Consider the following 12,250-nt stretch of genomic DNA (forward strand, 5'->3'; position numbering starts at 1 on the left):
CCTTGGGCTGTCGCCGAACGCCGCCGCGGGCCGGTCGGACAACCTGATGGAGACCGTGTCCGCCGCCATCGAGCGCGCGGGTCTGGCAGTGGGAACGGCTCCAGTCAGGGAGAGGTGACCGCGGCCTCCTCGGCGACGTCCTGCGCATCGGGTGCGGCACGAGGACGGGCACCATGGACGCGGCCGGCGCGAGGTTGAGGTGGGAGTTCATGTCCAGCTCGAACCGGCCGTAGGGGTTCACGTGGATCCAGAACAGCGGGGACAGGGCCCGCCGGTCCGCGTCGGTGAGCCGCTTCTGCCATTTCTCCTCGCGCAGGATGTTCTGGACGCACCTGTACACGGTGCTGTTCGGTGGTGTGCAGTCCTTCGACCCGACGGGGGACGTCGGTGCCAGTGACCCGATCCGTCCGCTCCTCGCGGCAATCGATCGCGCCTTGACGGCGTCCGTCTTCACTGGCGACGCAACGGCGATCGCTCTGTCGATCTGGGCGACCATGCACGGGCTCGTGACTCTGGAACTGGCCGGGGCGCTCGACGCCGCTACGGCCGAGGCCGCATTCCGCTCGTCGATTCACGCCACGCTGCGCGGATGGGCGACCGCGGAGGTGTTCCGCAGTCTTCACCAAGCCGAACTCGCTCAGCGACATGATCAGGGCCGGTATCCGGGCTCTCTCACTGACTAGGCCGAGCGGGCTTCTGCTGCCCAAGGCGATCCTCAAAGACCCCGACGACACCGCGATCGTCCAGGAGGCCGGAGACCATATGGGGCCCCACGGGAAAATGCGGAGGCTCTGTGGAGCGGGTGCAGCTCCCTCGCCCACGGAGACCTCTCCGGTGCCCTTGTCTTCCTCGCTCGGGAAGCCATCTCCCAGGACGAGAACGTCATGCTGGCCAGGATTACGGGCAAATTCGGCATGCTCAGGCACTGCACGGCGGTAGCTGTGGCGTTCCTCGGTCGAGGAAGCGCCCTGTACCGCAGCCGCGCCGGCGCGCCAGCGAGCCCGTAGGCGGACCGTGCAGCTCAGGGCCGGTCGACCAACGCCCGGATGCGGTCAAGACGCTCCATGGTTGCCTCCTCCCCGTACGCGGCCGGCAGGGCTCGCATGGCTGAAGGGCATCCCCATGGAGGAGGCCGTCCAGGATGCGGTGCTGGCTCTCGCCGGCGACGGCGCAGCGCCCCGTCTTGTTTTGGATGACGCACGGTTGACCACGGTGTTCGCGCTGTCGGCCGTGGCCCGCTGCGTGGGGACACTTCGGTGGTACGCACGCAAGGTTCGCCTTGTTGGGGCTGTGGGCGCGTGCGCGGACGGGGCAGGGGCCCGGAGGCGTCCTGGGGGTAGGCGACAGGCAGGGCAAGGCCGGCCGCCGTCACGGACCACTCCCCGTACTACGCTCAGCGGGTCTCGTACCGGTCCTGCGCGTCGAGCACGTCGTCGGCGTATCGCGCGGCCCACGCGCCCATCGCCCGCATCGGCGTGAGTAACGCCGTGCCGGCCTCGGTCAGGGCGTAGTCCACGCGCGGCGGGGCCTCGGCGTACGCGTGGCGTTCGACGAGGCCGTTGTACTCCAGCCGTCGCAGCGCCTCGTTCAGAACTTTCGGGCTGATCCCGCCGATCCGCGCCACCAGCGCGCGCGGCCGCATCGGGCCGGTCACCCCGAGCGTAAAGACCACGACGCTGTCCCAGCGGTTTGCCAGCACCTCGAAGGCGACGCGCGCCCGACAGTCCGCCGTGTACGCGAGGTCCGGCAGGTCCGCGGCCGGATCGGTCAGCTTCTCCATGCCGCCCATTCTGCCTCCGCCGATGGACACCGAACGGTGCGCGTCGGCGTCCGTAGCGTCATCCCACAGAACGGAACGAGCAGGACGAGACAGGACGAGAGGGAACACGACGATGCGCATAGGCGTACTGGGTACGGGGGACATGGCGGCGGCACTGGGCGGCGCGTGGGCGCGGGCCGGGCACGAGGTGTTCATCGGCGGGCGGGACGCGGCCGCTGCCGAGGCGCTCGCCGGGCGGATCGGGGCGGCCGGACACGGGACGCCCGCGCAGGCGGTGGGGTATGGGGAGGAGGTGGTACTGCTCGCCGTACCGGCCGGGGCGGCGCCGGCGCTGGCCCGGGAGCACGCCAGGGCACTGGCTGGGCGGACGGTCGTGGACTGCACGAACCCCCTGGCCCCTGGGCCCAGCGGGGTGATGCTGACGACCGGCGCCGGGGAGAGCGTGGCCAGCCTGATCGAGGAGGCGGCGCCAGGCGCACACGTGGTGAAGGCCTTCAACCTGGCCCACGCGAGCATCTGGGAGCACCCGGCGGCCGCCTTTGGCGCGACCCCGCCTGCGGTGCCGTTCTGCGCGGACGACCCGGGGGCTGCCAAGCATGTCACGGAGCTGATCAGCGCCATGGGGTGGAGCCCGATGCCGGCGGGCGGCCTGGACCGGGCGGCATACGTGGAGGCCACGGCCGCGTTCGTGATCGGCGTGTGGTGGGCGGGCGGCTCGCCCGCCGTGGCCTTCCCGGAGCCCCCGAGGGCCGCTGAGGGCCGCTGAGGGCCGCTGAGGGCCGGTGAGGGCCGGCAGGCTCCGCGGAGCCCTGGCCGGGGGCCGGTGAGGGCGGGACAGTCTGCGCGAGCGCGGTTCGCGCATGTTGATGTGTGAGGCCTCTACACATCAACGTCCCCGGCCAAGACCCTCTGACCCCCGCGACGGGCGGCACCAACGGCTGCGAACGACGCTGCCGGCCCCAGGCCAGCCCAGCCCGCTCTCAACCGGAGCAGGGGGCAGCTACATCGTCCCCCAACCGTCACGGAGCTGGGCACCATGTTCGTCACCGACCCGACCCGACTCGACCCGACTCGACATCACCGAAGCCGCAGCCGCAGCCGCCAAGGCCCGCCTCCACAGGAGACCTGGGGTCGACGCCACCACTGACCGGTGTCAAGGTGTCGGCGGCCGCCTGGAGGGGGACGGCCGCCGACACCGCATCCGGAGGGAGCCCGCCGAAGCCAATCGACCTTCATCCCCTGGGCCCGATCGCGCCGGCAACGGTTGGTCGGCTCCCTCAAAGCTGGCTCAGTGACCTGTGAAGGCGTGGGGTGGGGTGTGTGGGGTGCTCCGGGGGCTTGCAAGAGTGATGGGTAAGGCCTGAGAGACTGCGGGGTATGGATATCCAGCGCAGAAACAATGTCACGGTCACTGGCAATCCCCATGGCCCGACGGTCGTCCTGGCGCACGGGTTCGGCTGCGACCAGAACATGTGGCGCCTCACCGTCCCCGCCCTGGTAGAGGACTACCGGGTGGTTTTGTTCGACTACGTGGGCTCGGGCCGCTCCGATCTCTCCGCGTTCTCTGAGACCCGCTATGCATCCCTCGCCGGTTACGCCCAGGACGTGGTGGACGTATGTGACGCGCTCGACCTTCGAGGTGCGGTGTTCGTGGGGCATTCGGTCTCCGCGATGATCGGTGTGCTGGCCGCGGGGATGGCTCCGGAGCGGATCGGGGCGCTGGTGATGGTGGCGCCCTCTCCCCGGTACATCGACGACGGGGCATACCGGGGCGGCTTCTCCGCCGAGGACATCGAGGAGCTGCTCGATTCCCTGGAGTCGAACTACCTGGGCTGGTCCGCGGCGATGGCGCCGGTGATCATGGGGAACGCCGAGCGGCCCGAACTCGGTGAGGAGCTGACCAACAGCTTCTGCGCCACCGACCCGGCGATGGCACGCGTCTTCGCCCGCACCACCTTCCTGTCCGACTCGAGGGACGACCTCAAGAAGGTGAGCGTGCCGACGCTGGTGCTGGACTGCACCCAGGACGCCATCGCCCCGCGCGAGGTCGGCGCCTTCGTGCACCAGGCGATCCCCGGCTCGATACTGATCACCCTGGATGCGACCGGGCACTGCCCGCACATGTCCGCCCCCGAAGCCACCAACCAGGCGATCACCGGCTTCCTGGCCGGCCTGCGGTGATGTGCCGCACCGGTCAGCACCCCGACCCATACGACGCCGACGACGAGAAGACCTCGGATGCGGCCTTCGCCGCGCTGCTGGAGGACAGCGCGGAGGAGCTGTACGAGCGCGCACCGTGCGGCTATCTGTCCACGCTGATGGACGGCACCATCGCGAAAATCAACACGACACTGCTGGACTGGCTGGGTCTGGAACGGGAGGCGGTGGTGGGCCGAATGCGGTTCACCGATCTGTTGACCGTGGGCGGCAGGCTCTACCACGAGACGCACTTCGCGCCCCTGCTGCGCATGCAGGGCGAGATCGGCGGCATCGCCCTGGAGATCAGAAAGGCAGACGGCGTCCGGATACCGGTGCTGGTCTCCTCCGTGGTCAAGCAGGGGGCCACGGGTGAGCCGCTGCTGATCCGCACCACCCTCTTCGACGCCCGCGACCGCCGCGCCTACGAAGAAGAACTCCTGCGGGCCCGCAAAGCCGCCGAGGAAGCACACCGTCAGGCCGAAGCCGACCGGGCCCGTCTCCAGGACGCCCTCGCAGTGCTGCAGTCGTCGCTGCTGCCCGACACCCTGCCGCCCATACCCGGCATGGAGAGCGCCGCGCACTACCGCACCGCCTCGCCCGACCGGCTCGGAGGCGACTTCTACGACATTTTCCCCGTCGACGCGAAGCGTTTCGGCTTTTTCCTGGGCGACGTGTGCGGCAAGGGCCCCCAGGCCGCGGCAGTGACCTCACTAACCCGCTACACCCTGCGGGCCGCGGCCCTGCACGACCCCGACCCCGTCTCCGCCCTCACCACCCTGAACAAAGTCCTGCACGAGCGCTACAGCAGCGGCGACCCCCGCTACTGCACCGCCATCTTCGGCACCCTCGAACCCGACCCGGTGACCGGGAAGGTCACGGTCCACCTGGCCTCGGGCGGCCACCCGCCGGCCCTGGTCCTGCGCGCCGACGGCACAGCCGACTTCCTACCCACCCCCGGCGGCCTCCTCGTCGGCATCCTGCCCACCGCGCCCTTCACCCCTGCCACCGCCACCCTGGGGCGCGGCGACACCCTTCTGCTCTACACCGACGGCCTCACCGAAGCCCGCACCGGGCAAGGACGCACCGACCTGTACGGAGACGAAGCCCTGCGCGCCTTCGCCAGCACTCACGCCGGCCGGTCCCCGCATGCGGTCATGGAGGCACTGACCGGCCTGCTGGACGGCCTCGGCGACGGCCTCGACGACGACACCGCCCTCCTCGCACTCGGCGTCCCCGCCCCTTTGGAGCCGGTATGAGCCCACTGGATCTCACCGTCCGAGACACCCCGAAAGGCCCGGTCGTAGAAGTCATCGGGGAACTCGACTACGACACCTCCGCAGCCCTGCGCGACCTCCTCCAAACCCTCCCCCTGGAGCGGGGCCAGCGCCTCGTCCTGGAGCTGGCACGCATGGAGTTCTGCGACTCCAGCGGCATTTGCGCCCTGATCGCCGCCCGCAACCACGCCCAGTCGGCCGGAGTCGACATCGCACTCGCCGCGGTCCCGGCCAACACGCGGCGCGTCCTGGGCGTCGTCGGACTGGACCAGGTGTTCCCGCTCCATCCCGACACCGAGTCCGCAACCGGGGCCTGACAGTAAGGCAGGCGCCCTTGTGCGCGGCGGGCCGAGCCGGCTGCCGTCCGCGCGGGGTGCCGCCGCGCGGCCGTGGCCGTCGGCCTGCGCGTACCCGTCGCCTTCTGACCTGCGTGGGAGGGGCCGGTAGTCGGGGCGGCGCCCAGACCGGCGGGGGGCCGGGCGGGACGGTCCAGGTGTGGGGGCGGGAGGGGCGGTCGCCTCGCGGCTGAGGGCCCTGGAGGGCTTCAGTCGAACGATCTTCCCCACAGGCGCCCCCGAAGGCCAACTCCCGCCGGCCTTCGCCTCCCATGAGGCGTATTCCTCCCGCGCCATCCGCCAGCACCTTCGCCGTCGTGGCGTCCGCACCGTGATCCCACAACCCGCCGACCAGATCGCCACCCGCAAACGCCGAGGCCGACGGGGCGGCAGGCCACCAGGGTTCGACCGCGACGCCCACCTCTGTCACGGCATTCGAGTTTCACCGCACGAGAGGACTCGCTTCATGCCTGTCGCCGACACGCCGATGTACCTCACGCGAGGCGCCCACGTCGGATCTCGGTCTCCGACCTCGACGCCTCCATTGCGTTCTACTCGGCCCTGACCGGGCGGGAGCCCGTTGCCGAGGGAACCATGAGCAGCGGGCCGTTCGGCCGTTCACAGGGGCTGCCGGTCGCGAAGCTGCGGTACGCGTCGATCAACATCGACGGGCGCGGCATCGACCTGATCCAGTTCACGGACCCGGTGGGCGAGCGCACCGACGGCAAGGCGAACCGGCCCGGCTCCATGCGTCCATGCTTCAAGGTCGACGACTTCGACGCGGGCGCGTATCGAGTCGTGATCATTCGGTGGTCCTGGTGAGGTCTTTGATCCAGATCATCGAGGCGTGCAGGTGGAGACTGGCGACGTAGCTGTCGGGAGTCTTGTCGTATCGGGTGTCTCACCGTTCCAGTTCCGGCCTCCTGGTACGTCTCGCTCTGGGGCGGGTGAGGCACGTGGAGCCGACGTGAGCCGACCGGTGCACCGATGCCCGGGCGGGGATTCGTGGGACATGGCCCGGCACCCGGCTCAGGTTGCGGGGAGGATACGGCGCGTTTCGTAGGCCCACATCGCGATCTCGACCCGGTTGCGGGCGCCGAGTTTGGCCATCAGGCTGGCCAGATGCGTCTTCACCGTGCTGAGGCTGATGTGCAGTGCATCGGCGATCTCGGTGTTGGTCAGCCCGCGAGCGACGGCGAGGAGCACCTGCTCCTCGCGGGCGGTGACGGGGGAGACCGGCTGGGCCACGGGCCGGCCGGCGGGCAGGTCCGCGAATGCCTGGAGCAGACGGACGGTGACGCTGGGCGCGATGAGCGCCTCACCGTCGGACGCCGACCGTACGGCCTGCGCCAGAAGGTCCGGTCCCGTGTCCTTGAGGAGGAATCCGCGGGCGCCGGCACGCAGTGAGCCGTAGACGTACTCGTCGAGGTCGAACGTGGTGATGACGACCACGGCCAGCGGGTCGGCGACGCCCGGGCCGGCGACCAGCCGGGTGGCCTCGAGCCCGTCGAGTACGGGCATACGGATGTCGAACAGGCAGACGTCGGGGCGTAGTTCGCGGGCCAGACGTACCGCTTCCCGCCCGTCGGCGGCCTCGTCGACCACCTCGATGCCGGGCTGGGCGTTCAGCATGATCCGCAACCCGGTGCGGATGATCGTCTGGTCGTCAGCGACGAGGACGCGAATGGACACCGCTCTCGCTCCTCGCTCTCGGCAGTTCGGCTTCGACATGCCAGCCCCGGTCGGTTCCCGGGCCGGCTCGTAGTATGCCGCCGAGCAGGGTCGCGCGCTCGCGCAGTCCGGTAAGTCCGTATCCGTCGCGACCACGGCCGGTGCGCCGGCCGTTGTCGCGCACGCTCACCCGTACCGTGTGCCGTTCCGCGGCGACCCGAACGACGAGCTCGGTCGCGTCGACCGCATGGCGCAGCGCGTTGGTCACCGACTCCTGCACGATCCGGTAGACGGCCGCGTCCACGGCCGGGGGCAGCGCGTCCAGTTCGCCGTCGAGCCCCAGATCGACCCTGAGGCGACCACCCGGGGTGCGCACCAAGCGCTCCAGATCCGCGACTCCGGCAGGGGGCGCCAGCTCGGCGCCGACCCCGCGGGCGCGCAGCGCGGCGACCATGGCGCGCATTTCCTCCAGCGTGCGCGCCCCTTCCTCCTCGACCCCCTCCAGCGCCTCGACGGCGGCGGAAGGGTCGGTGCCCGCGAGCACCCGGCCCGCCTGGGCGATGATCACCATGGCCGACACGTGGTGGGCCACCGTGTCGTGCAGTTCCCGGGCGAGCTGCTCGCGCTCGCGGGAGCGCACCTGCTCCAACTGCCGCTCGCGAGCGGTCACCCGGAACCGCACGGCAGCCCCGACCACGCCGGGCAGCATCAGGAAGACGAGGCCCACGATCTTTTCGACGACCGGGGTCTCGTCCGTGACGACACACAGCGCGCCGGTCGCGAGGATCACCGCGCCGCCCAGCACGATCTCCCGTCCCGATCCCCACCGGGGCAGCGCGTACACCAGCACGAGCACGACCGCGCCGGTGTACAGGCCGACGGGCTCGCGCGGTGCGGCGACGAGCGAGGCCACCGGAAGCAGGATCACCGAGCCGAACGCCAGCGTCACCATCGCCAGCGGGCGGGTCCGGCGCCACAGGGGCAGCAGGCACAGCCATACGGCGAACACCACCGCCACCGGCCGCCACACGACGTCCTCGCGCAGGGTGGCCTCCAGCGCCACACCGGCAAGGCCCGCGGCGAGCAGCGCCCAGTCCCGCCGCACCCGGGTGGGCGCGTCGGGCGGCCGGGGTTCGGTCCACAGGGTTCGCAGGTCGTCTCGGAGCACGGTTCCCAGCCTAGGGACCGCGGCGTGCCGCGCATCGGCCGAAAGGACGGGTCGTCACTCCGCCCCAAGGCCGACGGATCCGCGGCCCGCGGGCCGATGCCGCGGAGCGCCATGGCGACGAGCCTCGGCATCGGCGGCCGTACAAGGACGGCCGACGAGGTGGTTGGAGGACCCGATGCTCTCGAAAGCCCTGTTGCGCCTGGGCGCAAGCGCCGCCCGCCATCCCTGGCGGGTGATCGCGGCATGGCTGATCGCCGCCACGCTCGCCGTCCTCGCCGCAGTCGCCTTCGGCGGGCGGACCGCTGACTCGATGACCGCTCCGGGACTGGACTCCCAGCGGGCCGCGGAACTGATCGAGCGGGCCGGCACCGGCCAGGAGGGGATGACCGCCCAAGTGGTCGTCACCCCCCTCGACGGCGCTGCGACGTTCTTCGACCACGACAGCGCGCGCACCGCTCTCACGCGGCTGCAGACCGAGGTGAAGCGGCTGCCGCACGTGCTCGGCACGAGCGACCCGGCGGGGGCACTCGACGCAGGCGGGGACACCGCCGTGCGCGGCGGCCTCGTCTCGGCCGACGGGCGGATCGCGGTCGTCCGGGTGCAGTACCCCGACCAGAGCCGGCTGTCGGCCGAAGACCTCGACGCCCTCGTCGATCTCGGCGACCGGCTGCGCGCCGAACAGCCCCTGCGCATCGAGATGGGCGGGAACCTCTTCTATGCCTTCTCCGACCCCGACGGCGGCGCGAGCGAGCTGATCGGCCTCCTCGCCGCGGCCGCGATCCTGTTCCTGGCGTTCGGTTCGCTCGTCGCCGCCGCGCTGCCGATCGGCATGGCGGTCTTCGGACTGACCGTCGGGGTCGCCACGATGACGGTACTGGCGGGGGTCACGGACGTCCCCACCTTCGCACCGGTCCTGGGCAGCATGGTCGGACTCGGAGTGGGCATCGACTATGCGCTGTTCGTGCTCGCCAGGCACCGGGAGTACCTCGCGCGCGGGCTCGATCCGCACGAGGCGGCCGGACGAGCGGTGGCCACGGCGGGGCGGCCGGTGGTCTTCGCCGGCGGAACCGTCGTCGTGTCGATCCTCGGCATGGCTGTCGCGAACGTGCCGTTCATGACGGTGGGCGGGCTTGCCGTCTCGATCGTCGTCCTGACCATGGTGCTCGCGTCGGTGACGCTGCTGCCGGCCTTCCTCGGCGCCGCCGGCCCACGCCTGGCCCGGGTCGGCCGGATCGGCCGGGCTCTGCAGACCAGGAAGCTGGGCCGACTCGCACGGCTGCGGGACCAGACGGCAGGTGCCGCCCACGCCGCCGGGTGGCGTCGCTGGATCGGGCACGTCAGCCGGCACCCGGTGCCGTACGCGGTCGGCGCGGCGGGGCTGCTGCTGACCGCGACGCTGCCCGTGCTCGGCCTGCGCGTCGGCCTGCCCGACGACGGCTCACTGCCCCACAGCCGTACCGAGCGCCGGGCCTACGACCTCGTCGCCGAGGGGTTCGGCCCGGGCACGAACGGTCCCCTCGTCATCGCCGCGGACCCCACCGGTGATCCGGGAGTGCTGGACCGACTCGTCGGGGCGGTCGCGGCGGATCCGGGCATCGCATCCGTCGCGCCGACGCACATCGATCGGGCCACCGGCATCGCGACCCTCGTGGTGTTCCCGACCACCAGCCCTCAGGACAAGGCCACGGCCGACACCATCGCCCGGCTGCGCACCGACGTGCTGCCCACGGCGATCGGGCACGGCCCGGCCAGGGCCCACGTCGGCGGCGCCGCCGCGAGCCTGTCCGATGTGGGCCAACGCACCAGCCAACGCCTGCCGGTGTTCGTCGCCGCCGTGCTGGCAATGTCGTTCCTGCTGCTGATGCTGGTCTTCCGCTCGATACTCGTACCGCTCAAGGCGGTACTGCTGAATCTGCTGAGCATCGGCGCGGCCTACGGCATCATGGTCGCGGTCTTCCAGTGGGGCTGGGGAGGCGCACTCATCGGGCTGGAAGCGACGGTTCCGATCGTGTCGTTCATCCCGATGTTCCTCTTCGCCATCCTGTTCGGCCTGTCGATGGACTACGAGGTGTTCCTCCTCTCCCGCATACGCGAGGAGTACCTGCGCACCGGCGACAACGGCACGGCGATCGTTGAGGGCGTCTCGCGCACCGCCCGGATCATCACCTCGGCCGCCCTCATCATGGTGGCGGTCTTCCTGTCCTTCGCCGTCGCCGAGGACCCCTCCACCAAAATGTTCGGGCTCGGCCTGGCCACCGCGATCTTCATCGACGCCACGGTCGTACGCATGGTGCTGGTACCGGCGACCATGACACTCCTCGGCCGGACCAACTGGTGGCTGCCGAAGTGGCTGGACCGGATGCTTCCCCGCGGCCCGGTCGGCACCGACGACCCCGACGCGGAATCCACGGGTGAGGCCCCGCGTCCACGGCTGGTTTGACCATTGACTCAACTCCTGCCCGCTCTCGTCCACCTGGCCGGGCTGCCCTGGAACGTGGACCCCATGGCCGGGTTGAAGCCTGGTGAGCGGCTCTCCCACCGCGGCGACATGCCCGCCAGCCCCGGCTGGAGCGACGAGCAGAAGGAGACGGTGCGCCGCCCTCGCGGCGGTGGCGGAGGCCGGCCACCCCCGCGACGCAGTCCTGGGGGTGGCCGCTGTCCTCGCCGTTCAGGCGGGGGAGGAGGAACTCGGCCCAGTGGTGGATGACGTGCGGCTCGTCGAGGAGCCTGAGGGTGAGCTGTTCCTCTTCCGGATGTACCCGGATCGCAGAGTCCGCCGATCTTGCAGCAGGCGATGACCGGCGCCCTCCGCTGCGCACGACGGCCCTGCACGGCGTGCAGACCACCTGTGCGGTAGCCCCCAACCGGATGCTCGCCGCGATGGCTGCCGCCTCGACCCGGAGGGCGCCAACACCGCGCTCGAAGCCCGAGACGTGCAGGCGTGGCTGCGGCCTCGCCCCGTCGCCGCTCTCCACCAGGTCGGCCCCGCGACCGCGGGCAAACTCCGCTCCTGCGGACTGCGCCGACGCCCCGGTGCCCACCCTCGTCCGTCGCTTCGAGGCTCCTTGGCCACAGCCCGCCGGAAGGCTTCCGCCGACGCGCCCTTCAACCCGTCCGGCTCACCCAAGCCCTTCAGCCCGTTGCCGACCGCCTCGAACGACGTCTTGAAGTCGGTCAGGTGAGAGACTTGCTCGCGGATCTTGGCGACGCTGCCGTACACCAGCTTCTTCGGATCCTCCGGCTGGCCCAGCTCTAGCTCGGCCACCTCAGCACCGAGCTGGTTCGCGACCGAACGGCTTTGGTCGCGGACCCGGCTGCCCGCCTCGTGCAGGCCTGCTCTGTCGGCTGCACCCGCTAGCTACCTTGTTGCCACCCCACTCGACGAGGTCACCGGCATCCTCGGCCCGGTCTTCGACCCAGTCCTCCGCCGAGTCCGGAACAAAGTCCCGCCAGCCCATCAGCCCTGCCCCCCCGCCGTCGGCATCATTCAGCAGGTCCTTCAGAGACCTGACGCGCCCCGTCGACGTCAACTCGCTGGCGTACGGACTGCCGAACAAGGCCGCGTTGGCCGCAATCTTGAACGAGCCCTCGATGCACTGGTCTTCCTCCCACACCGTTCCCGCCGCGACCACAGATTCTCCGCCAGCGTCGACGCATCCTGGATCAGAGCGCGTACACCCCACTCCCAGCACTCACAGAAATCGTCGAAATCAGTCGTCAGCTGGGCGTGACCGGTCTCCATGCCCGTCATCGACAGGTCACTGAACCCGGCACCCTGAGAGGCGCCGGCTGCATCCCCGGACTCACGCAGCTCGGCAATAGC

General features: G+C 70.9%; 11 protein-coding genes. 7 read left to right on the plus strand and 4 right to left on the minus strand.

Translation table 11 applies throughout. The features are described from left to right. The first annotated feature begins 317 nt into the window (after positions 1-317). The gene (locus AB0F82_RS16795) at positions 318-683 is read left to right on the plus strand and encodes a TetR-like C-terminal domain-containing protein (protein ID WP_436842099.1); all 366 of its coding nucleotides are present in this window, start codon (positions 318-320) and stop codon (positions 681-683) included. A 710-nt stretch (positions 684-1,393) separates the two neighbouring features. Here AB0F82_RS16795 and AB0F82_RS16800 read toward each other — a convergent pair. Further along, on the minus strand, positions 1,394-1,780 hold the full coding sequence (locus AB0F82_RS16800) for a winged helix-turn-helix transcriptional regulator (RefSeq protein WP_362628050.1): 387 nt from the start codon (positions 1,778-1,780) through the stop codon (positions 1,394-1,396). Positions 1,781-1,892: 112 nt separating this feature from the next. Here AB0F82_RS16800 and AB0F82_RS16805 point away from each other — a divergent pair, with 112 nt between their 5' ends. The 5 genes from AB0F82_RS16805 (at position 1,893) to AB0F82_RS16830 (ending at position 6,410) form a co-directional block, all read left to right on the plus strand. After that, positions 1,893-2,546, plus strand: a complete 654-nt coding sequence (locus AB0F82_RS16805; protein WP_362628053.1) for an NADPH-dependent F420 reductase — start codon at positions 1,893-1,895, stop codon at positions 2,544-2,546. 611 nt (positions 2,547-3,157) lie between these two features. Continuing rightward, positions 3,158-3,961 (plus strand): alpha/beta fold hydrolase, encoded by an 804-nt coding sequence (locus tag AB0F82_RS16810; RefSeq protein ID WP_362628055.1) that lies wholly within the window; start codon positions 3,158-3,160, stop codon positions 3,959-3,961. After that, positions 3,961-5,235 (plus strand): PP2C family protein-serine/threonine phosphatase, encoded by a 1,275-nt coding sequence (locus tag AB0F82_RS16815; RefSeq protein ID WP_362628058.1) that lies wholly within the window; start codon positions 3,961-3,963, stop codon positions 5,233-5,235. Before AB0F82_RS16810 ends, AB0F82_RS16815 begins: the two co-directional genes overlap by 1 nt. Beyond that, positions 5,232-5,570, plus strand: coding sequence for an STAS domain-containing protein (locus AB0F82_RS16820; RefSeq protein WP_362628060.1), 339 nt, complete (start codon positions 5,232-5,234; stop codon positions 5,568-5,570). The genes AB0F82_RS16815 and AB0F82_RS16820 overlap by 4 nt, the downstream gene beginning before the upstream one ends. A gap of 612 nt (positions 5,571-6,182) precedes the next feature. Beyond that, on the plus strand, positions 6,183-6,410 hold the full coding sequence (locus tag AB0F82_RS16830) for a hypothetical protein (RefSeq protein WP_362628063.1): 228 nt from the start codon (positions 6,183-6,185) through the stop codon (positions 6,408-6,410). A 207-nt stretch (positions 6,411-6,617) separates the two neighbouring features. Here the strand turns inward: AB0F82_RS16830 and AB0F82_RS16835 are convergent, their stop codons facing one another. Together AB0F82_RS16835 and AB0F82_RS16840 are read right to left on the minus strand one after the other, a co-directional pair. Beyond that, the gene (locus AB0F82_RS16835) at positions 6,618-7,280 is read right to left on the minus strand and encodes a response regulator transcription factor (RefSeq protein WP_362628066.1); all 663 of its coding nucleotides are present in this window, start codon (positions 7,278-7,280) and stop codon (positions 6,618-6,620) included. Then, positions 7,255-8,427 (minus strand): sensor histidine kinase, encoded by a 1,173-nt coding sequence (locus AB0F82_RS16840; RefSeq protein WP_362628069.1) that lies wholly within the window; start codon positions 8,425-8,427, stop codon positions 7,255-7,257. The genes AB0F82_RS16835 and AB0F82_RS16840 overlap by 26 nt, the downstream gene beginning before the upstream one ends. A gap of 175 nt (positions 8,428-8,602) precedes the next feature. Here AB0F82_RS16840 and AB0F82_RS16845 point away from each other — a divergent pair, with 175 nt between their 5' ends. Next, positions 8,603-10,867, plus strand: a complete 2,265-nt coding sequence (locus tag AB0F82_RS16845) for an MMPL family transporter (RefSeq protein ID WP_362628072.1) — start codon at positions 8,603-8,605, stop codon at positions 10,865-10,867. Between the two features lie 228 nt (positions 10,868-11,095). On the opposite strand, the gene AB0F82_RS16850 is transcribed toward AB0F82_RS16845, so the two are convergent. Further along, positions 11,096-11,758 (minus strand): putative T7SS-secreted protein, encoded by a 663-nt coding sequence (locus AB0F82_RS16850; protein WP_362628346.1) that lies wholly within the window; start codon positions 11,756-11,758, stop codon positions 11,096-11,098. Positions 11,759-12,250 lie beyond the last annotated feature (492 nt).

The sequence above is a fragment of the Streptomyces virginiae genome (assembly GCF_040638905.1).
Classification (GTDB): Bacteria; Actinomycetota; Actinomycetes; order Streptomycetales; family Streptomycetaceae; genus Streptomyces; species Streptomyces virginiae_B.